Origin of the sequence: Solwaraspora sp. WMMD1047 (assembly GCF_029626155.1) — a bacterium.
Classification (GTDB): Bacteria; Actinomycetota; Actinomycetes; order Mycobacteriales; family Micromonosporaceae; genus WMMD1047.
In genome coordinates this window covers 8,026,716-8,048,168 of the sequence record NZ_JARUBL010000001.1, presented here as the reverse complement: position 1 = coordinate 8,048,168, position 21,453 = coordinate 8,026,716, and the positions used below count along the sequence as shown (strand labels likewise).

At 70.3% G+C, this 21,453-nt stretch carries 14 protein-coding genes; 13 read left to right on the top strand and 1 reads right to left on the bottom strand.

Annotation, left to right across the window (positions count from 1 at the left end):
- Positions 1 to 108: 108 nt before the first annotated feature.
- The 6 genes from O7627_RS36620 to O7627_RS36595 all read left to right on the top strand — a co-directional run bounded on the left by O7627_RS36620 (position 109) and on the right by O7627_RS36595 (position 11,283).
- Entirely contained in the window at positions 109 to 2,016 is a 1,908-nt protein-coding gene (locus O7627_RS36620) for a hypothetical protein (protein ID WP_278098011.1), read from the top strand.
- Between the two features lie 542 nt (positions 2,017 to 2,558).
- The gene (locus tag O7627_RS36615) at positions 2,559 to 4,097 is read left to right on the top strand and encodes a tetratricopeptide repeat protein (RefSeq protein ID WP_278098010.1); all 1,539 of its coding nucleotides are present in this window, start codon (positions 2,559 to 2,561) and stop codon (positions 4,095 to 4,097) included.
- Between the two features lie 326 nt (positions 4,098 to 4,423).
- Positions 4,424 to 6,709, top strand: coding sequence for a CHAT domain-containing protein (locus tag O7627_RS36610; RefSeq protein ID WP_278098009.1), 2,286 nt, complete (start codon positions 4,424 to 4,426; stop codon positions 6,707 to 6,709).
- Positions 6,706 to 8,037, top strand: coding sequence for a tetratricopeptide repeat protein (locus O7627_RS36605; RefSeq protein WP_278098008.1), 1,332 nt, complete (start codon positions 6,706 to 6,708; stop codon positions 8,035 to 8,037). Before O7627_RS36610 ends, O7627_RS36605 begins: the two co-directional genes overlap by 4 nt.
- Before the next feature lie 610 nt (positions 8,038 to 8,647).
- A complete protein-coding gene (locus tag O7627_RS36600) occupies positions 8,648 to 9,118 on the top strand; it encodes a hypothetical protein (protein ID WP_278098007.1) in 471 nt (156 codons plus the stop codon).
- Positions 9,119 to 9,228: 110 nt separating this feature from the next.
- Complete coding sequence (locus O7627_RS36595) at positions 9,229 to 11,283, top strand: recombinase family protein (protein WP_278098006.1); 2,055 nt, start codon at positions 9,229 to 9,231, stop codon at positions 11,281 to 11,283.
- On the opposite strand, the gene O7627_RS36590 is transcribed toward O7627_RS36595, so the two are convergent.
- Positions 11,257 to 11,766 (bottom strand): GNAT family N-acetyltransferase, encoded by a 510-nt coding sequence (locus O7627_RS36590; RefSeq protein ID WP_278098005.1) that lies wholly within the window; start codon positions 11,764 to 11,766, stop codon positions 11,257 to 11,259. The two genes, O7627_RS36595 and O7627_RS36590, sit on opposite strands and share 27 nt — an antisense overlap.
- A gap of 91 nt (positions 11,767 to 11,857) precedes the next feature.
- Between O7627_RS36590 and O7627_RS36585 the strand changes: the two genes are divergently transcribed.
- The 7 genes from O7627_RS36585 to O7627_RS36555 all read left to right on the top strand — a co-directional run bounded on the left by O7627_RS36585 (position 11,858) and on the right by O7627_RS36555 (position 21,365).
- On the top strand, positions 11,858 to 12,748 hold the full coding sequence (locus tag O7627_RS36585) for a fructosamine kinase family protein (protein ID WP_278098004.1): 891 nt from the start codon (positions 11,858 to 11,860) through the stop codon (positions 12,746 to 12,748).
- 285 nt (positions 12,749 to 13,033) lie between these two features.
- Positions 13,034 to 14,161 carry a GTP 3',8-cyclase MoaA gene (moaA, locus tag O7627_RS36580; RefSeq protein ID WP_278098003.1) on the top strand — a complete coding sequence of 376 codons (1,128 nt, stop codon included), beginning with the start codon at positions 13,034 to 13,036 and terminating at the stop codon, positions 14,159 to 14,161.
- A 5-nt stretch (positions 14,162 to 14,166) separates the two neighbouring features.
- A complete protein-coding gene (locus tag O7627_RS36575) occupies positions 14,167 to 14,442 on the top strand; it encodes a MoaD/ThiS family protein (protein ID WP_278098002.1) in 276 nt (91 codons plus the stop codon).
- A 9-nt stretch (positions 14,443 to 14,451) separates the two neighbouring features.
- A complete protein-coding gene (locus O7627_RS36570) occupies positions 14,452 to 15,840 on the top strand; it encodes a metallophosphoesterase (protein WP_278098001.1) in 1,389 nt (462 codons plus the stop codon).
- A 259-nt stretch (positions 15,841 to 16,099) separates the two neighbouring features.
- Positions 16,100 to 19,351, top strand: a complete 3,252-nt coding sequence (locus O7627_RS36565) for a UvrD-helicase domain-containing protein (RefSeq protein WP_278098000.1) — start codon at positions 16,100 to 16,102, stop codon at positions 19,349 to 19,351.
- Positions 19,352 to 19,504: 153 nt separating this feature from the next.
- A complete protein-coding gene (locus O7627_RS36560; protein WP_278097999.1) occupies positions 19,505 to 20,494 on the top strand; it encodes a hypothetical protein in 990 nt (329 codons plus the stop codon).
- 25 nt (positions 20,495 to 20,519) lie between these two features.
- Positions 20,520 to 21,365, top strand: coding sequence for a hypothetical protein (locus O7627_RS36555; RefSeq protein WP_278097998.1), 846 nt, complete (start codon positions 20,520 to 20,522; stop codon positions 21,363 to 21,365).
- The last annotated feature ends 88 nt before the right edge of the window (positions 21,366 to 21,453 follow it).

The following is a 21,453-nucleotide window of genomic DNA, read 5'->3' as shown; positions in this document are numbered from 1 at the left end:
AACCCGGTACACCCCCGACCAGAACGTTTCTCACCATCCGCGCAGAAAGGACCACCCCGCCGATACGGAGTTGACCATCCGGATCCCGACTGCCGCAGACTGCCCCTCATGCCAGGAGGCCCCGGACACCTCTGCATCGACCTCGCCGCGTCAGCGATCACCGCGACCCTAGGCCACGGGCAACACCGGACCCCCCTGCTCATCGACTGCCACCCCCTCATGCCCGCCGGCGTCTACGCCGACCCCGACACCGGGCACCTCCACACCGGACCCGCCGCCCACGCCGCCGCCGTCAACCGGCCCGACCGCTACCTCACCCACCCCTTCACCCACCCCACCGACAGCGTCGATCCGGCCGGCGCCGCCGCAGCGGTCCTCACCCACATCGCCGCCCAGGCCCACGCCGCCGGGGCGCCGATCACCGCGCTGACGCTCAGCATCCCGCCGTCCTGGGGACCCCGCCGCCGCGACCACCTCCACACCGCCGCCACCCAAGCCGGACTACCCCCACCCGCCCTCGTCACCGCCCCCGCCGCCATCGCCGCCCACGTCACCACCCACCGCACCCAGCCGCCACCCCACGGCGCCTACATGCTGATCTGCCACGCCACCACCCACCCCATCACCCTCACGGTCCTGCAAACCACCCCCAACGGCTACCACGAACTCGCCACCACCAGCGTCAACCCCGACATCGACCCCGACACCCTGCTCCTGCATCACCTCACCAACACCCACCTCGACGACGACCCCGACCTTCGACACCGCCTCACCCACCCGAACACCCTGGAAGACCAACGACTGCGGTGGACCCTGACCCAATCCCTCCACCAGGCCCGCCACACCCTGACCACCCACGACCGGACCGCCGTCCTCCTGCCCGAACCACACCCACCCGCTGTACTCACCCAACACGACCTCGCCACCGCCACCAAGCCCGTCCTCGACCAGATCCCCGCCGCCGTCAGTCACCTCCTCGACGCCACCGACATCGACCCCACCCACCTGTACGACGTCATCGTCCACCACGACCCCACCCTGCCGGCCGTCACCGATCACCTCCAACAGGCCACCGCCCGACCCGCCACCGTCGTCCACGACCCCCACGCCACCACCGACGGCGCCCTCCACCTCACCAACAACCCCACCGCCGGGGGCACCCCGCTGCCCCGGGTCCGGTTACGCCCCAGCCACCTCACCGCCGCCGCCGTCACCGGCGCCTGCTCCCTCGCCCTACTCATCCAGACCATCACCACCGCCGACACCTACCAGCCTTACGGCACCATCCTCGCCGCCTACACCTCCGTACACCAGCTCGCCGCCGCAGGCATCCTCGCCATGCTCACCGCCCTCACCATCGCCCACCTCGCCCCCACCACCTGGCTCACCCACCCACCACCAACCGGATACGAGAACACCACCGGCACCCTCATCCGCCGCGCCTACCTCACCGCCGCCCTCACCGGCACCACCACCGCCGCCCTCTACGGACTCGCCACCGGCACCGCGTTCGGCCTCGACCTCAACCGTTACCTCAACTGGTCCCTTCTGCCCGCACTACCCCTCACCCTTTGCGCCCTCACCATCGCCATCACCGCCCCCCGCATCCCCACCACCGACCTACCCCAATGGCTACGCCGCATCCGACCCCACGCCCTACCCGTAGCCATCGCCACCACCGGCATCCTCCTCATGCGATCCGCAGTCACCCTCACCCCACCCGCCGACCTCACCCCCTTCCCCATCACCATCGGCAGCATCGGAGCCGCAGCCGTCGCCGTTGCCACCGTCCTCACCGTCACCACTCACACGCTCACCCGAACCATCACCGCGCCTCTACTCGCCATCGGCTACGCCCTCCTGTTCACCTATCCCACCAGCTCCATCTTCATCACCGGCTACCTCCTCACCCTCACCTGGTGGACGGTCACAGCCACCACTCGAACCCTCCGCACAGCCTTCCCCAAAGCCACCCAGGAAATCCGGCGCCTACTCGACCGCACATCGCCCACCTGACCATCCACCTCCCTGCCTTCAGAGGTGTGGCTACGTTGGCGAGATCCGGGGGGCCCAGATGTACACGGCTGCGGGATCCGGCGTGGCCCCTCGGGCGCGTGTGTGTACGTCGATGAGAGCCAGTTGACCCCGCCGGTCCTAAGGAATGGAACAGCCGTTACCTCCGACAGCCAAGACCCACGAGCTCGCAACCCGGGCGACCGGACCTGGCGCTGCCCACTAGCTGGGTCTTGCGTGAGGTTCGTTGGCAAGCCGCTCGAAGACCGGCGCGGCAGTAGGTCCGCGCCGAGGGGTGCGAACCGGGTCAGGCCACGCTGACGCTGCCGACCAACAACCACAACCAGATGGCACCCGATGTTCCTGAATTCCAGGCCGGGCCGGGAATGGACCTGTAGTGCACAGAGGAGTGGCTACAGCGGGCCACCATCCGGCGTGGAGTGGTGGATCCCTTGGTGTCAGATCATGGTCGGTCCGAACTATCAGATCGGTTGTCAGCCGTATCGTGCTGGCCGGTGTCGAGGGTGTCCGGTATTGACCGGGCGATGGCCGGTGGTCTGGGCTCTCGAAGCCGAGGCAGGGAAGGTGTCGGATTGGCGGATGGTCCAAGCTCGGCGGCCGGCAGCGGGCAGGCCGGGAAGCCGAAGTCTCTGGTTCGCAAAAGGTCGGCTGCGACAGTCGCTCAGTGGGTGGAGGTGCATCGGCTGGCGGTGGCGGGTCGGGAGGCGGTGATCGCCCGGGATGTCGGGAGACGGGTGGCGAGGGTGTGGCTGAGTAGGTCACGGTTTGCCGATGTCGCGGCTCTCGCGAACGCGACGTTGACTCTCGGCCCGGACGCCGACGCCTTCTATCGGCTGGGGTGGGCCCAAACCGCCACCGGCCAACCCCAGCCGGCCTTAGCGAGCTTCGAGCAGGCCCTGCACCTGTACCGCGAGGCCGGACATCGCGGCTACGAAGCAGCCACCCTCTCCAACATCGGCCTCGTGTACAACGGGCTCGGGGACCGGCAGCAGGCCCTGACCTACTACCAGCAGGCCCTGCCCATCCAGCGGGAGGTCGGCGACCGCGCCGGCGAAGCCACCACCCTCAACAACATCGGCGCCGTGTACGACGGGCTCGGGGATCGGCAGCAGGCCCTGACCTACTACCAGCAGGCCCTGCCCATCCGACGGGAGGTCGGCGACCGCGCCGGCGAAGCCACCACCCTCAACAACATCGGCCACGTGTACGACGGGCTCGGGGATCGGCAGCAGGCCCTGACCTACTACCACCAGGCCCTGCCCACCCTGCGGGAGCTCGGCGACCGCGCCCGCGAAGCCGCCACCCTCACCAACATTGGCAACGTGTACGACGGGCTCGGGGACCGGCAGCAGGCCCTGACCTACTACCACCAGGCCCTGCCCATCCAGCGGGAGGTCGGCGACCGCGCCGGCGAAGCCGCCACCCTCAACAACATCGGCCACGTGTACGACGGGCTCGGGGACCGGCAGCAGGCCCTGACCTACTACCAGCAGGCCCTGCCCATCACCCGGGAGGTCGGCGACCGCGCCGGCGAAGCCACCACCCTCAACAACATTGGCAACGTGTACGACGGGCTCGGGGATCGGCGGCAGGCCCTGACCTACTACCACCAGGCCCTGCCCATCCGACGGGAGGTCGGCGACCGCGCCGGCGAAGCCGCCACCCTCAACAACATCGGCCACGTGTACAACGGGCTCGGGGACCGGCGGCAGGCCCTGACCTACTACCAGCAGGCCCTGCCCATCCGACGGGAGGTCGGCGACCGCGGCGGCGAAGCCACCACCCTCAACAACATCGGCGCCGTCCGGTTCCAGCAGGGTGATTTCGCTGGTGCGAAGGACACCCTCGATGAGGTTCTTGATGTCTTTCGCGTCGTCGGTGATCGCGGATCGGAGGCCTTGGCCAGGTTCAATATGGCTGTTCTGCTGACGCGGATGGAGCGGGTGGACGATGCGGTGGAGTTCCAGCGGCGTGCGGTCGCTTTGGCTGAGCAGACGAGCCATCCGGCGCTGGAGCAGATGCGAGCGTTCCTCATCGAGCTCGAGCGAACGAGGGGAGGATAGATGTGGACAGTGCCGTCCTTGAGGTTTCATGACGGGACGACGCGCCGAGCGGCGGAACCGTGCGCCACGTAGCCGCGAACGCCGAGCCCGGCGATAACGTATCACCTATCGAGGCACAGCATTCCCGGAGAAATTGCGATCGCTGTCATCGGGCAAGTTCCCGCCGGGGTCGGCTCGGCCAGGACGGTCTAGGGTGGGCGACGTTCCCATCGCCCGCGAGACGTCAGCATCACAATCCTGCCCGGCGACCGAACTCGACCCGATGTGTTCGACGTCGGCCCGGGGACGACCGGAGATCGTTTCCAGCAGGTCGGACTGTGGCAACGATGAGGGTGGAGACCATTGTGGGTGAGTTGAAGACGGTTGAGTTGGAGATCTTCGAGCAGACTCCCGACTACGCCGAACTGCGCCTGTCGACCGGTGAGGGTCGGCCGAAGACCCGGGGTGTGGTCAAGGCGGCTGTCGGGGACCTGATCGGGATGGTGGAACGCGACTATGGCCAGCATGCGGTCGCTCCGGAGGTGTTCGGTTCACCGCAGCTACGCGATCTCGGTACAAGTCTGGCTACCTTCCTCGACGGTGATGACCGGTGGCTGACCCCGGTCTTGGACCGCCCTCATGGCACGACGCTGCGGATCACGACCGCGGGACGGCTACGGCACCTGCCCTGGGAGCTGCTCGCCGCAGACGGCTCGTATCTGACCGTGGCCGGCCACGCGCCGCTGCTACCGGTGCGGACTGTTGGCACCAACACGGCCCTCAAGGCTCCGGTCACGGTCGGGAACCGGCCGCTGCGGGTGTTGTTCATGGCCACGTCCCCGGAGGGCGTCGAGCCCGTGCTCAACTACGAGGCGGAGGAGGCGGCCATCCTGGCTGCTACCTCCCGAACCGGCACCGACCTGGTGGTCGAGGAAAGCGGCACCCTGGACGGGCTTCGCTTCCTCAGCCGCGACCACGGCGCGGGATACTTCGACGTGCTGCATCTGAGCGGACACGCCACCATCAGCCGGAACGGCCAACCTGTCTTCCTGGTGGAGGACGAGTTCGGTGGGCGTGCCTACGCCACCGCTGACCAGATCGCCCAAGCGATGGCCGGGTACTGGCCCCGCCTGGTCTTCGTCTCCGGGTGCCTCACCGGCAACGCCCCCGACGCCGGGTCGTTCCCCTCGATGAGCGAAAGCCTGGTCCGCGCCGGGGCCCCCGCCGTGTTGGGGTGGGCGCTGCCGGTCGGCGATGTCTCCGCGACCGAGTTCGCCGCCGAGCTGTACCGGTCGCTGGCTGATGGGGTGTCCCTCGACCGGGCCATTGTCGAAGCCCGCCGACACCTGTACCAGCGCAAGCACGGCAACTGGCACCTGCTACGCGTCTACGCCGACCGATCCCCACTCGCCGCCATGGTCACGCCCCTGCACACCAAGGGACGCGCACGTATCCACATCCGGCCAGCCGACCAGGAATTCCTGGACCCGCAGACCCAACTGTCCCGGGTCGCCGCCCGCGCCACCTTCGTCGGACGACGGCGCGTCATCCAACGCTGCCTACACACCCTCAAACAACCCCCCGGCAGCCATGGCACGGTGCAGGCCCTTGTCCTGCACGGCATGGGTGGCCTCGGCAAGAGCAGCCTCGGCTCCCGGCTACTGGAACGCATGCCCACCCACCAGCGTGCCGTCTGGTACGGCCGCGTCGACCTGACCCGGTTCCGGGAACTCACCACCAAGATCACCTTCCCCGCCATGGAGCAGCACATCGAGGCAACCAAACTGCTCGACAACGACCAAGCCCCCCTCCTGGTCCGCCTGCGTCATCTGCTCCACGTCGACGGACCCCTCGGGCAGACCCCGTGCCTGTTCGTGTTCGACGACTTCGAGGAAGGCAACCTCGACGAACGCGACGGCACCCATGTGCTCTCCGCAGAGATGGCCGACATCCTCCCGGCGCTACTCACCGCCATCCGCGACACCGGCAGCTCCAGCCGGGTCATCATCACCAGCCGCTACCGATTCCCCCCACCCGCCGCGACCACCGTCGCCGTCGAGTCACTGGAAACCCTCACCGACGTCGAACAGACCAAGAAAATCTGGAACCTGCCGAACCTGCGCCCCAGTTCCCCCATCGACCCCGACATACGAAATCGCGCCATCGCGGCCTCGGCCGGCAACCCCCGCCTCCTCGACTGGCTCGACCTAATCGTCGCAGACACCAGCCTCGACATCGATGGCCTCATCACCGCCATCGAAAACGAAGCCGACCGATTCCGCCGCGAAACCATCCTCGCGAAGAACCTCCTCAGCTCCCAAACCCCCGACCTGCAAAAGATGCTCGCCAAGATCAACCTCGTCGAACTACCCATCCCCGCGCAGACCGTCAAAGCCGTCCACAACCACCCCAACGCCGCCGGCCACCTCGAACGCGCCGTCCAACTCGGCCTGATCGAACAAGGCACCGACCCCGAAACCCACAAACCCCGCTACTACGTCTCCAACGTCCTACGCCCCCTCATCCGCCCCCTACTCACCGACGACGAATACACCCACGCCTGCGCCGCCGCCGCGCGATCCCTCCACAAACTCTGGCTCACCGACCCCACCAGCCCGAAGCCCGCGTCATGATGACTATCGCTCAATGGGTGGAGGTGCACCGGCTGGCGGTGGCGGGCCGGGAGGCGGTGATCGCCCGGGATGTCGGGAGACAGGTGGCGAGGGTGTGGCTGAGCCGGTCCCGGTTCGCCGATATCGCGGTCCTCGCGAACGCGACGTTGACTCTCGGCCCGGACGCCGGCGCTTTCTATGATCTGGGGTGGGCCCAATCCTCCACAGGCCAACCCCGGCAGGCCCTGGCCAGCTACGAGCAGGCCCTGCACCTGTACCGCGAGGCCAGAGATCGCGGCGGCGAAGCAGCCACCCTCTCCAACATCGGCGCCGTGTATGACCGGCTCGGGGATCGGCAGCAGGCCCTGACCTACTACCACCAGGCCCTGCCCATCCGGCGGGAGGTCGGCGACCGCGCCGGCGAAGCCGCCACCCTCAACAACATCGGCGCCGTGTACGACCGGCTCGGGGATCGGCAGCAGGCCCTGACCTACTACCAGCAGGCAATCTCTATCCAGCGGGAGGTCGGCGACCGCGCCGGCGAAGCCACCACCCTCAACAACATCGGCCTCGTGTACAACGGGCTCGGGGACCGGCAGCAGGCCCTGACCTACTACCAGCAGGCCCTGCCCATCCAGCGGGAGGTCGGCGACCGCGCCGGCGAAGCCACCACCCTCAACAACATCGGCGCCGTGTACGACGGGCTCGGGGATCGGCAGCAGGCCCTGACCTACTACCAGCAGGCCCTGCCCATCCGACGGGAGGTCGGCGACCGCGCCGGCGAAGCCACCACCCTCAACAACATCGGCCACGTGTACGACGGGCTCGGGGATCGGCAGCAGGCCCTGACCTACTACCACCAGGCCCTGCCCACCCTGCGGGAGCTCGGCGACCGCGCCCGCGAAGCCGCCACCCTCACCAACATTGGCAACGTGTACGACGGGCTCGGGGACCGGCAGCAGGCCCTGACCTACTACCACCAGGCCCTGCCCATCCAGCGGGAGGTCGGCGACCGCGCCGGCGAAGCCGCCACCCTCAACAACATCGGCCACGTGTACGACGGGCTCGGGGACCGGCAGCAGGCCCTGACCTACTACCACCAGGCCCTGCCCATCCAGCGGGAGGTCGGCGACCGCGCCGGCGAAGCCACCACCCGGTACAACATCGCGACGATCCACCGGGCGGAGGGAAATCTCGACAGGGCAATCAGCCAGCTCGAACTCGTCATCGATCTCGACCGCCAAATCGGCCACTCGGACCTCGCATCCGACACCGCCACGCTCGAACAGATACGCCAAGAACGAGAAAAAACCCGGAAAACGAAATTGTCACCTCACCCACTCGACTGAACGGGACATCAGGGTGCGCACGTCGGTTCTCAACGTCGACGAATCGATTCTTTAGAACCGTAGTTCTCGGAAGGCTGAACTCGCCCGACGAACCAGGCTGCCGCTGTACTCAACGCGGAGGAAAGCACTCCACCGTCCGCCGAGACGAGGAGATCGACCGCACTGTTCTAGTGCGATCCGCGAGCGCGCCTCGGCCGATCGGTAATCGAAAACGACGGCGTTACGCGATCCACCCCACTTCGGCGAGGCTTGAACGATCGACGAACGCCTCTAACATGGGCCGTGGATCTTGACGCATCACGGCGCGTCTGTCGGTGCACGCGGACCTAAACGCCGCGGCATGAGCGCTCCCGGCTAGCACTGGAAGCAAAGGCTGGCGCTTCTGTGGGGCCGCTCTCCGCACGCCCGTCAACAACGACCAAGGACGGCCCAACGGACATCCTCTCAATCCCCGACAATCAAAGTAGAAACGTGGATGCCCGTCGAGCGCTCGACGGGCATTCCACGTTTCCGGATAACCCAGGAGGTATCACTATGCGCCGCTCGCCAATCCTGACGTCGTCAACCCTCCCGCGAACAACCGATGGTCCCTGCGGAAACCAGGGAGCCCATGACTGACGAACCTCAGCCGACCGACCCCCGCGACCAGAACATCAGGCAAGCCACGAAAATGAAAACGGACCGCCACCCGCAACCCCTTGCAGCCTCCGCGAGCAGCAAGGACAGGGAATGGCGTCCTGGGGAGAAACAACACGAGCTTGCCGACGAATCTGGGCATCCATCTGTTCGGAAATCGAATAGCGGGATTGATAATCCGTGTGAAATGGCCGACGAAACAGGCGATGACAACGCGAACGACGGGTATGATGGAAATGAGCCGTCAGCCCTGGACCGTGGTCATTGGGCGGGTCTTGGCTCTACCAGAGCGCCTCACAAGTCTCGCAGCCTCCGGGAATCCCGAGTGTCTTTAGAGGTCACTGTAGACATCGAGTATATGAGCGGGCCGCAGGCTGACGATCTGGCGCGAAGACAATGGGCCGTCATCAAGGAGGTGCTGCAATGGATAACCGACCACCCCTAACAGGGTCAGAGCCAGCCATCCGAAGAGTGAGCCGTGTGACACGGGCGACCGTCGGGCCAGGTGGCCCCGGCCCCACCTCACCCTGGACTGCGGTCTCCCGCATATCCACGATGGGCGAGCGGGTACCTGTCGCCGGTCTGATCCGGGTATCCACCGACGACCTGCAAGATCCGGTCGGCTCGGCCATCCGGCAGATGAACAACAACCTCGCCGCACTTCCCGCCGGCTGGGAGATCGACCTGTGGTTTATCGACATCGAGTCTGGGCGGATGGAGTTCGATGAGCGCGGCACCGGGACCGCGCACCTACGCTTCGACCTGCCCGTCGAACGCGCGGGCGGGCTGGCGGATCTGCTGGAGGAGGCGAAGCGGCCCAACTGCCGCTTCGCCGCCGTCATCTGCGAGAACGCCGAACGGATGGCACGCTACGTCTACTTCAACACCCGCATCGAGTACGAACTGGCCCGCCACGGCATCGAACTGTTCGCCTCCGATGAACCAATCGACCTGCACGGCAAGAAGGCCGCCAAGGTCCTCCTGCGCCGCATCAAGCAGGCCGTCGGCGAGTGGACCGCGATCAACACCTTCGAACAAGCCTGGGACGGCCTGAAGACCCACACCACCTCCGGGTACAACATCGGCCGCGCCCCCTACGGCTACCGCACCCAACCTCACAAGGAAGGCGAACGGGTCAAGTCCAAACTCGTCGTGGACAAGGCCCGCGGGCCGGTCGTCACCCAGATCTTCCGATGGCGGGTCGACGACGAGTACACCTACGGACAGATCGCCGCCCGGCTCAACGCCAACCTGGACCGGTACCCGCCACCGGAGCCACTCCGTAAGGACACCGCAGTGGGCTGCTGGACCTGGGAGTCGGTCCGCAACCTGCTCCACAACCCGAAGTACACCGGCCACATGGTGTGGAACCGCACCACCACCCGCACCGGTGTCACTCTCCGGCGAAAAAGAACCCACCGCCCCAACCCGATCGACCAATGGGTTTGGTCACCCACCGAAACCCACACGGCCCTGGTATCTCTGTCGGACTTCCGCGCCGCCGCCACGGTCGCCGACCGGCAACGCGGGCACCGACCCGGCCACGAGGCCAACACCCACCCCGCCACCAAGAATACCTACCTGCTGCGTGGCTACCTCCGCCACGAACAATGCCAGCGGCGCATGCCAGGCACCCTGCGAGGCGACCGCACCTACTACTACTGCCGGGGACCCCGCAACACCCGAGGTGAAAAACTCATGGCTGACCACCCCGGGACCATCTACATCCGGGAAGACATCCTCCTGCCCGCCATCACCGGTGTCATCGCCGAGCGGGTCTTCGGACCCCACCGGCGTCAACACCTCGCAGCCCAACACGCCGCCGCCCCCCGCCACCTCGCCGAAGCACACGCCGAAGCCATCGCCGCCACCACCCGCACCCTCGACGACATCACCACACGGCAAGACAGCATCGGCGCCGAACTAGAGGAGACACCCGTCGACAACAAGGCATGGCGCACGAACCTGCGGGACCGATTCAACAACCTCGAAACCCGCCGGATCGAAACCGAAGCCCGACTCGCCGAACTAACCGCCACCCAACCGGTCATCAACACCGACGATGTCGCCCTACTCGACGCCATGCCCCAGGTTGAGGCATCCCTCGCCAGCCTGCCTGAGCAGCTACAACGCCAACTATTTGACATCCTCAACCTTGAGGTACGCCTACCCAACGCCCAACAAGCCCACATCAAGATCACGCTCACGGCAGACACGCCAAGGTCCATCTTTGACGGGAGCATCTCCGCAGTTGAACCCCTCCGCCGTCAGACAACAGAACCATCTGGAAAAGCCGCTAAATCTGACATAACAGATATCGTCAAACGTGACGATGCAGGGCTAGCCGCCCCAGCGACAATGCAGCGTCTCAACGTCGGCGTTCCGAGATGTGACCGCAGTGTTCGAGCTGGCGGGGCCATGCTCGTGGCGCAGTCAGCCGTCACGAACCCACGGTCTTCTACGGCTCAAAGCGCCACGATCACGAAGCTTCGCCCGGGCACCCGTGATCAATTGATGCAAAGTCGCGCCTTCGGCTTCGGAACCGGGACTTTTCAACTGTTGATCACGAGGAACCGAGCGCGGCTAGGAGCGGTAGCGCAGGCCGTGTAGGTCGATGCCCTCTTGGCGGGCGTCGAAGGCGTTGCGCAGGTCGAGGGTCAACTCGATCGCGGAGAGCACGTCGTAGCCGGCGGAGTGCAGGCAGCGCAGCGCCTCGACGTTGCGGGACTCAGGGGTCACCGTCAGCCGAGCCAGGCCGCGGTTGCGGGCCACCTCGGCTACCTGGGCGAGCAGCGCCCGGCCGATGCCCCGACCGCGCGCGCGGGCAGCCACCACCACCGGCTCGACCCGGCCGCCGGCCTCGGAGACGATCAGACCCACCAGGCCGACCACCCCGGCGCCCGGCGCCTCGGCCACCCAGACCCCGGCCAGATCCAGCCTGGTCAGGTACTCCTCGAAGGCCGAGCCCGGGTCGGCGCCGCCGTAGCCCGGGTCGTCGTACAGGGTCCGATGCTGCTCGATCAACTCGACCCAGAGCTGGCGGCCCGCGCCATGGTCGGCCGGCCGGTAGGGACGGATCACGGCATCGGTCATGGTTCATATCTACTCCCGATCCCGATCCGGCGACAGTCAACTCGGCCGGACTCGCCCTATCGGGTCGGCGGCGAACCGCTACCTTGCGGAGATGGACCTGGCGTACCTGCGCGCGCATCCGGGACAGCTGCCCACCTTCCTCACCCACCAGCGAATCCGGGAGACGCCGGTCAGCGGCGGTGACATCTGCACCGCCAGCCGCCTCACCCTCGACGACGGCAGCTCACTGTTCACCAAGAGCTGGCCGGACAGCGCGGCGGACGTCGTACCGGAGGGGTTCTTCAGCGCCGAGGCCGCCGGGCTGCGTTGGCTGGCCGAGGCCGGGGCGGTGCCGGTGCCGGACGTCATCGTGGCGCTGCCGGACCTGCTCGCCCTGGAGTGGGTCGAGCCCGGGAGCCCCAGCCCGACCGCGGCGGCCCGGTTCGGCCGCGAACTGGCCGCCATGCACCAGGCCGGGGCGCCGAGCTTCGGCGCCGACTGGCCCGGTTTCATCGGCGCGCTGCCGCAGGAGAACAGCCCGTCGGCCGGACCGTGGCCGCGCTGGTTCGCCGAGCGCCGGCTGGCGCCGTACCTGAAAATCTCGGCCGACCGCGGCGCGCTCGCCGCGGCGGACGTCGCGCTGGTCGAACGCGTGATCTCCAACATCGACGGGTACGGGGGCAGCGAGCCGCCCGCCCGGATCCATGGCGACCTGTGGCCGGGGAACCTGCTCTGGGGTGCCGAGGGGCGGGTCTGGTTGGTCGACCCGGCCGCACACGGCGGGCACCGGGAGACCGATCTGGCCCAGCTCGCGCTCTTCGGCGGCGCCCCGCACCTGCCGGTGATCCTCGACGCCTACCAGCAGATCTGGCCGCTGGCCGACGGCTGGCAGGACCGCGTCGCCGTGCACCAACTGCACCTGCTGCTGGTGCACACCGCACTGTTCGGCGGCGGCTACCGGGACGCGGTCCGGACCGCCGCCGGCACCGCCCTACGACGCTGACCCGCCACCACCCGTGTGAGGACTGACCCGCCACCACCCCGTGAGGACTCTGGCCCGCGACGACCCCGGTGAGGGCTGACCCCGCACCACCGGGCGAGGGCGACCCGGCACATCCGCCGGGGGCGACCCGGCACCACCGGGCGAGGGCGACCCGGCACATCCGCCGGGGGCGACCCGGCACCACCGGGCGAGGGCGACCCGGCACGGCCGGCGGGGGCGACCTGGCACGACCCGGCGACGGTTACGCGCTACAGCCCAGCGGCGCTGACGCGCTACGGTCGACGAATGACCATCCCGGTTCACCCGGCGGGCGGCGGCCCGGGGCCGGCCGACCGGCTCGGGGCCGACCTGAGCGGGACCGGCCAGCCCGGGGCTGACCCGAGCGGGACTGACCCGACCGCCGCTGGGCCGCTTGCGGACCGGTATGGGCGGGTCGCCACCGATCTGCGGGTCTCCCTCACCGACCGGTGCAACCTGCGCTGCACGTACTGCATGCCGGCCGAGGGTCTGGCCTGGCTGCCGAGTTCGAACGTGCTCACCGACGAGGAGATCATCCGGCTGGTCGGGATCGCCGTCGGTCGGCTCGGCGTGACCGAGGTCCGGTTCACCGGTGGCGAGCCGCTGATCCGGCCCGGCCTGCCCGGCATCGTCGCGGCCGTCGCCGCGCTGCGGCCCCGCCCGGTGCTGTCGCTCACCACCAACGGCATCGGCCTGGCCCGGCTCGCGGCCCCGCTGCGCGCGGCCGGGCTGGACCGGGTCAACATCTCCCTCGACACACTCGACCCGGGCCGGTTCACCGAGCTGACCCGCCGCCCCCGGCTGGCCGACGTGCTCGCCGGGATGGCCGCGGCGGCCGACGCCGGGCTCAACCCAGTAAAGATCAACTCGGTGCTGATGCGCGGGGTCAACGACGGCGATGCGCCGGCGCTGCTCCGGTTCGCCCTCACCCACGGCTACGAGCTGCGTTTCATCGAGCAGATGCCGCTCGACGCCCAGCACGGCTGGGACCGGTCGTCGATGGTCACCGCCGAGGAGATCCTCGCCGCCCTGCGGGCCGAGTTCACCCTGCTGCCCGATCCCGCCGAGCGGGGCGGGGCACCCGCCGAGACCTGGCTGGTCGACGGCGCCACCGGACCGGGCGGCACCCCCGCCCGGGTGGGGATCATCGGCAGCGTCACCCGGCCGTTCTGCGGCGACTGCGACCGGACCCGGCTCACCGCCGACGGGCAGGTCCGCAACTGCCTCTTCGCCACCGAGGAATCGGACCTGCGGGGTGCGCTGCGGGCCGGCGCCGACGACGCCGAGCTGGCCCGCCGGTGGCGGGTGGCGATGCGGGGCAAGCGGGCCGGCCACGGCATCGACGACCCGAGCTTCCTGCAGCCGGCCCGCCCGATGTCCGCGATCGGCGGTTGAGGCCGATGACGCGGCCCGACAGCGGCGGCGACGCGCCCGTGGTACTGGTCCGGTACTTCGCGGCGGCCCGCGCGGCGGCCGGCACCGAGGCCGAGCCCGCCCCCGCCGGCGGTGGCCTCGACGACCTGGTCGAACGGCTCGCCGAGCGACACGGCGAGCGGCTGTCGACGGTGTTGAAGGTGGCCAGTTTCCTGGTCGACGGCGTGCGGTGGCATGATCGCCGGGCACCGCTGCCGGCCGGGGCCACGGTCGACGTGCTACCGCCCTTCGCCGGCGGCTGAGGAGGCTGGGTGTTCGCGCTGCTGGGTTTCGTCGCGACGTTGGCGATCGTCACCGGCCTGATCCATCTCTACCTGTGGAAGCGGCTGGTCCGGGACACCGGCCGGTCGGCCCGCTGGCGCCGCGTCGGCGGCCTGACCATGCTGGTCCTCGCCATCCTGGTGCCGGCCACCATGGTCGGCACCAGGGCCGGTCTCTACTGGCTGGCCTGGCCCGGGTACCTCTGGCTCGCCGTGATGTTCTACCTGCTCATCGTGCTCCTCGTGCTGGAGCTGCCGATGCTGGTGACCCGGCTCGCGCTGCGCCGCCGGGCGGCACCGGCACTGGCTACCGCGCCGACGACGACCACCTCCGGACCAACCGGCGCCTCCGGACCAACCGGCGGCTCGGAACCAGCCAACGCCACCGGAGCTGCCAGCAGCGGCGGACCGGCCAGCGGAGTAGGACCTGGCGGCGGCGGTGTCGCCACCGACGAGGAGCCCCCGGCCTCCACCGACGCGTCACCCGGACCGGGCACCGAGCCAGCTTCGGGCGCCGGACCCGACCCCGGATACGACCCCGGCCGGCGGTTGCTGCTCGCCCGGGGTGCGGCCATCTTCGCCGGCCTCACCGCCGTCGGCATCACCGGCTACGGGGTGCGCACGGCCATTGGCCCGCCGCAGCTCGACCGGGTCCAGATTCCGCTGGCCAAACTCCCCCGCAGCCTGGACGGGCTGCGGATCGCCACCGTCTCGGACATCCACATCGGGCCGCTGGCCGGGCGGGCGCACACCGAACGGATCGTCGCCACCATCAACCGGGTCGACGCCGACCTGGTGGCCATCGTCGGCGACCTGGTCGACGGCACCGTCGGCGAGCTCGGTGAGGCCGCCGCCCCGCTGCGCGACCTGCGCTCCCGCTACGGCAGCTTCTTCGTCACCGGCAACCACGAGTACTACTCCGGCGTCGAGGAGTGGGTGGTCGAGCTGGACCGGCTCGGGCTGCGGGTACTCCAGAACACCCGGCAGCAGATCGTCACCGCCGGCGGCGTGCTCGACGTGGCCGGGGTGAACGACCCGGCCGGCGACGGCGGCGTCGGGGTGGCCGCCGGGCCGGACTTCGAGGCGGCCCTCGGCGACCGCGACCCGAACCTGCCCGTGGTGCTCCTGGCCCACCAGCCGGTCCAGGCCCGCGAGGCCGCCCGGTACGGCGTCGACCTGCAACTGTCCGGGCACACCCACGGCGGCCAGATCGTCCCGTTCAACTACCTCGTCGCGCTGGAACAACCGGTCGTCTCCGGGCTCGGCACCGTCGACGGCACCCAGGTGTACGTCACCAACGGCGCCGGATTCTGGGGGCCACCGGTCCGAGTCGGCGCCCCACCCCAGGTGAGCGTCGTCGAGCTACGCAGCACCAGCTGACCGCCGCCGGCTTCGTGCTGACCCCGCCGGCCTGCTGCCGGCCCAACGACCGGCCTGCTGCCGACCCACGTGTGCCCACCACCGGTCTGCGGTGCCGGTCGACGCAGGTGCCGGTCGACGCAGGTGCCGGTCGACGCAGGTGCCGGTCGACGCAGGTGCCGGTCGACGCAGGTGCCGGTCGACGCAGGTGGGGCAGGCCATACATCACACCCGCGCGTGGCGTGGACCGGCCGGCGGGCAACCCGTGACAGGATGCGGCGTGGTTCCGTTCAGCGCCGCAGCCCCCGGCGGCTCCCCCGTGGACACCCACCCGTTCGTCGCCGACCTGCACATCCACTCGAAGTACTCCCGCGCCTGCAGCCGCGACCTGAACCTGCCCAACCTGGCCTGGTGGGCCCGGCGCAAGGGCATCGGCCTGCTCGGCACCGGCGACTTCACCCACCCGGCCTGGTACGCCCACCTGCGCGAGACGCTGCACCCGGCCGAGCCCGGCCTCTACCGGCTCAGCCCCGAAGCCGAACGGCAGATCGCCCGCGACCTGCCACCCCGGCTGGCCGACGCGGCCGAGGCCAACCCGGTGCGCTACCAGCTCAGCGTCGAGATCTCCACCATCTACAAGCGGGACGACCGGACCCGCAAGGTGCACCACCTGATCTACCTGCCCGACCTGGACGCGGTGGCCCGGTTCAACACCGCCCTCGGCCGGATCGGCAACCTCGGCTCCGACGGCCGGCCCATCCTCGGCCTGGACTCCCGCGACCTGCTGGAGATCACGCTGACGGCCAGCCCGGACGGCTACCTGGTGCCGGCGCACATCTGGACCCCGTGGTTCTCCGCGCTCGGCTCGAAATCCGGCTTCGACGCCATCGCCGACTGCTACGCCGACCTGGCCGAACACATCTTCGCGGTGGAGACCGGGCTCTCCTCCGACCCCGAGATGAACTGGCGGGTGTCCAGCCTCGACCGGTACCGGCTGGTCTCCAACTCGGACGCCCACTCGCCGCCGGCGCTGGCCCGGGAGGCGACCGTCTTCGCGACCGCGCTCGACTACTACGCCGTACGGGAGGCGCTGCGCACCGGCGACGGGTTGGCCGGCACGATCGAGTTCTTCCCGGAGGAGGGGAAGTACCACGCCGACGGCCACCGACTCTGCGGCGTCAACTGGGAGCCGGAACGCACCCGCCAGGCCGGCGGGCGCTGCCCGGAGTGCGGCAAACCGCTCACCGTAGGGGTGCTCAGCCGGGTCGAGGACCTCGCCGACCGGCCCACCGGCCACCAACCCGCCAACGCGCCCCGGGTCACCCACCTGGTGCCGCTCGCCGAGATCCTCGGCGAGATCAACGGGGTCGGCGCCCGCTCCAAGACCGTCGAGGGCCAGTTCAACAAGCTGGTCGCCGCGCTCGGCCCCGAGCTGGAGATCCTCACCACCAGCCCGCTCGACGAGCTCGGCCGAGTGGGCGGCGAGCTGCTCGCCGAGGGAATCGGCCGGCTGCGCCGGGGGCAGGTCCACCGGGTGCCCGGCTACGACGGCGAGTACGGCGTGATCAAGGTGTTCGAGCCCGGTGAGCTGCGCAAGGGCGCCACCAACGGGCAACCCGACGCGCTCTTCGACGTACCCGTGCCCCGGCAGCGGCCACCCGTGGAGCCGGCCGGTCGGTCGCGTGCCGCGACCGGGACGGCGGCCGGGAGGTCCGCCGGGAAGTCGGCCGCCGGCCCGGCGGCCGAGCCCCGGCGGCGGCCGGCCCGCCCGGCCCCGCCGGTCGCCGCGCCGCCGATCCCGCCGCCGCCGTCCCCGCACGAGCCGTTCGAGCCGATGCTCGCCGGCATGGAGGAGGTCGGCACCGGCCTGCTCGACCGGCTCGACGCGATGCAGCGGGTCGCCGCCTCCGCGCCGGGCGGGCCGCTGCTCATCGTCGCCGGCCCGGGCACCGGCAAGACCCGCACCCTCACCCACCGGATCGCCTACCTCTGCGCCGAGCTGAACGTCTTCCCGGAGAACTGCCTGGCGATCACCTTCACCCGGCGGGCCGCCGAGGAGCTGCGGGTCCGGCTGGACGGTCTGCTCGGCCCGGTCGCCGAGGACGTCACGGTGGCCACCTTCCACTCGCTGGGGCTGACCATCCTGCGCGAGAACGCCCGGGCCGCCGGGCTGCCGGACGACTTCCGGATCGCCGACGACGCCGAACGGGCTGCCGCCCGGGCCGACGCCGGCGACGACGACTCGGCGTACGCGAAGCTGCTGCGCGCCCAGGACCTGGTCGACCTCGACGAACTGGTCACGTTGCCGGTGGCGCTGCTGCGCGACGACCCGGCGCTTGTCGACCGGTACCGGCGGCGCTGGGGGTGGATCTTCGTCGACGAGTACCAGGACGTGGACGCCAGCCAGTACGAGCTGCTGCGGCTGCTCAGCCCGCCGGACGGCAACCTCTGCGCGATCGGCGACCCGGACCAGGCGATCTACTCGTTCCGGGGCGCCGACGTCGGGTACTTCCTGCGGTTCTCGCAGGACTTCACCGACGCCCGGCTGGTCCGGCTGACCCGCAACTACCGGTCGTCCGCGCCCATCCTCGCGGCGGCGGTGCAGGCCATCGCACCCACCTCGCTGGTCGGTGGGCGGCGGCTGGACCCGGCCCGGCTGGACCCGGAGGCACCGCTGGTCGGCCAGTACCCGGCCGCCTCCGTCGCCGACGAGGCGGACTTCGTCGTCCGTACCATCGACGACCTGGTCGGCGGCCTGTCCCACCGGTCGCTGGACTCCGGCCGCATCGACGGGCGGACCTCGACGGTCTCCTTCTCCGACATCGCCGTGCTCTACCGCACCGACGCCCAGGCCGCGCCGCTCGTCGACGCGCTGTCGCGGGCCGGCGTGCCGGTGCAGAAGCGGTCCCACGACCGGCTCCGGGACCGGGCCGGGGTCGGCCTGATCGCCCGGGAACTGCGGCACGCCGACGGGCTCGGCGGGTCCCTCGCGGCCCGGGTCCGGCTGGCCGGCCAGGTGCTCGCCGAACGCTTCGCCGCCCCCACCCTGGACGCCCCGGCCGGGATCGGACCGGAGGAGATCTGGAGTGCCGTCGAGGTGCTCACCCCGCTGGCCCAGCGCTGCGGCGACGACCTGCCGCAGTTCCTCTCGCAGCTCGCCACCGGCGCCGAGGTGGACGCGCTCGATCCGCGCGCCGAGGCGGTCACCCTGCTCACCCTGCACGCCGCCAAGGGCCTGGAGTTCCCGGTGGTGTTCCTGGTCGGCTGCGAGGACGGCCTGCTGCCGCTGCGGTTCGGCGGGGCCGGGCCGACCGACGAGGCGGTGGCCGAGGAGCGGCGGCTCTTCTTCGTCGGGATGACCCGGGCCCAGGACCGGCTCTACGTCAGCCACACCCGGCGCCGGCTGCGGCACGGCACCGAACGCGACTGCCGGCCGACGCCGTTCCTCGACGTCATCGACGGCCGGCTCTTCGACCGGCTCGGTGACACCGAGCCGCGCCGGCCCAAGGACCGCCAACTCCGGTTGATCTAGCCGCCACCGGCCGGCTCGGCTGCGGCGCGGACGCCGACCCGGAGGTTTGGCGCAGTTCCGGGAGGGGTCGATTCGAGCGGTCAGGCTACCGTGACGGAAGTCGTACCCGGGCCACGCCCATCGGGCCCGTAGCTTCCGCCAGGAGGACCGCAGATGTCGAACTATGGCCCGCCCGGGGGCTCGCCGCACGGTGACCGCCAGGAACCATGGTCCGCAGGGCCCGACCAGGACCCGTTCGAGGTGCCGTCCGACCCGTGGGCGGAGGCCGAGCCGGGACGTGACCGGCACCCCGATCCGGACCGCTGGCACTCCGGCCAGGGCTCCGGCCACCAGGACTGGAACACCGACCGGGAGGCGTGGCATGGCGGCCCGGACCAGCCGCCGGCCAGCCAGGAGTCGTGGCCCACCGGGCAGGACCAGTGGCCCGGCGGGCAGCAGGGCCACTGGTCGGCCGGGGAGGAGCAGTGGCCGGCCGGGCAGGACCAGTGGAGCGGGCAGGACCGGTGGGGTGGGCAGCCCGCCTCGACCCCGCCGGACGGCACCGGTTCGCCGGTCGGACGCCCGGACGGCGACGCCACCGAGCGGCACGGTCTGCTCGCCATCGGTGAGCCGGGCCGGCCCGGCCTCGATCCGGACCGTGCCTTCACCGACAGCCAGCCGCTGAAGCCGAGCCGGACCGGGCCGATCGTCATCCTGACCATCCTGGCTCTGCTGGTGCTCGGCAGCGGCGGGCTCGCCATCTACCTGGTCGGCCGCGAGGACCCCGGCTCCGGGCCGACCGCCGGCTCCGCGCCCACCGACCAACCCGGCGGTACGCCGGCAGTCCCGCTCGGCAGCACCGCCGGCCCCACCCAGGACACCGCGCCGGGCCAGCCGACGACCGCGCCCCAGCCGTCGTCGGACGCCCGGTTCGTCGCGGTGGGGCAGTGCGTGGTGAATGAGGGTACGGTCGAGAAGCCGCAACTGGCGATCACCGCCTGTGAGCCCGGTGCCCTGGAAGTGCTGCAACGCTTCGACGGGGCCACCACGGGCGAGGAGGACGCCAAGTCGAAGTGCGCCTCGGTGGCCGGTTACACCACCTGGTACTTCTTCGACAGCCCGTTCGACGCGTTGGACTACGTGCTCTGCCTCAAGCTGCGCTGATCGGCGCATCCACCCCTGGAGAATGATGTCGACCTACGGACCGCCCGGCCAGGGCCAACCCGAGGACCCTACGAGCGAGCCGCGGTCGACCCCGCCCGGCTACCCACCGCCGGGCGGTTACCCACCGCCGCCGCCCGCCGGCGGTTACCCACCGCCACCCCCGTCCGAGGGCTACCCGCCGCCCGGCGGCTACCCGCCGCCGCCGTCCGAGGGCTACCCGCCGCCGGGCGAGTACCCGGCCACCCGGGAGTTCGGGGCGGCGGACGGCGGTTATCCGCCCCCGCCCGGGGCACCCCAACCGCCGGCGTACGGGCCGCAACCGGGGGGCTACGGCGCCCCGCCGCCCGGCCCGTACGGGCAGCAGCCGCCCGGTGGGTACGGGCCGGGCGCTCCCGGACCGGGCGGGTACGGGCCGGGGATGCCGCCGGCGCCGCCGAAGCGGCGGAGCGGGTTGAAGATCGCGCTGATCATCGGGGCGGTGGTCCTCCTGCTGCTCTGCTCGTGCGTCGGGCTGGCGATCTGGGGGCTGGCGAACTACGACTCCGGCGACCCCGAACCGGGGCCGATCGGGGCACCCACCCCGCGACCGAGCGCCACGGCGAACCCGCTGCCCAGCCGGACCTCCGGCGGCCCGGACCTGGACGGGCAGGTCTTCGTCACCGGTGACTGCCTGGTCAACGACGGCACCGACAGCGATCCCGAGCTGCGCAAGGTGCCGTGCGGGCCGGACACCTACGAGGTGCTGGCGCGGATTCCGTTCACCACCGACGAGAAGCAGTGCGAGAGCCGGGCGCCCGAGCACGACGCCAACTACGTGCACGACAACAACCTGGACTTCGCCGACTACGTGCTCTGCCTGAAGCGGCGGTAGGGCGGGTCGAGCGGTAGTAGGGCGAGTCGATCGGAAACTAGGACTGTCTAGCGACCAAGCTAGACAGTCCTAGTTTTGTCTCGACGCC

Excerpts from the sequence above, each read along its gene's own strand:
- O7627_RS36600 (WP_278098007.1), top strand. The coding sequence starts at position 8,648 with ATGACTGACGAACCTCAGCCGACCGACCCCCGCGACCAGAACATCAGG.
- O7627_RS36585 (WP_278098004.1), top strand. The coding sequence starts at position 11,858 with ATGGACCTGGCGTACCTGCGCGCGCATCCGGGACAGCTGCCCACCTTC.
- O7627_RS36620 (WP_278098011.1), top strand. The coding sequence starts at position 109 with ATGCCAGGAGGCCCCGGACACCTCTGCATCGACCTCGCCGCGTCAGCG.
- O7627_RS36560 (WP_278097999.1), top strand. The coding sequence starts at position 19,505 with ATGTCGAACTATGGCCCGCCCGGGGGCTCGCCGCACGGTGACCGCCAG.
- O7627_RS36595 (WP_278098006.1), top strand. The coding sequence starts at position 9,229 with ATGGGCGAGCGGGTACCTGTCGCCGGTCTGATCCGGGTATCCACCGAC.
- O7627_RS36610 (WP_278098009.1), top strand. The coding sequence starts at position 4,424 with ATGAGGGTGGAGACCATTGTGGGTGAGTTGAAGACGGTTGAGTTGGAG.
- moaA (WP_278098003.1), top strand. The coding sequence starts at position 13,034 with ATGACCATCCCGGTTCACCCGGCGGGCGGCGGCCCGGGGCCGGCCGAC.
- O7627_RS36605 (WP_278098008.1), top strand. The coding sequence starts at position 6,706 with ATGATGACTATCGCTCAATGGGTGGAGGTGCACCGGCTGGCGGTGGCG.
- O7627_RS36555 (WP_278097998.1), top strand. The coding sequence starts at position 20,520 with ATGTCGACCTACGGACCGCCCGGCCAGGGCCAACCCGAGGACCCTACG.
- O7627_RS36590 (WP_278098005.1), bottom strand. The coding sequence starts at position 11,766 with ATGACCGATGCCGTGATCCGTCCCTACCGGCCGGCCGACCATGGCGCG.
- O7627_RS36615 (WP_278098010.1), top strand. The coding sequence starts at position 2,559 with ATGGCCGGTGGTCTGGGCTCTCGAAGCCGAGGCAGGGAAGGTGTCGGA.
- O7627_RS36575 (WP_278098002.1), top strand. The coding sequence starts at position 14,167 with ATGACGCGGCCCGACAGCGGCGGCGACGCGCCCGTGGTACTGGTCCGG.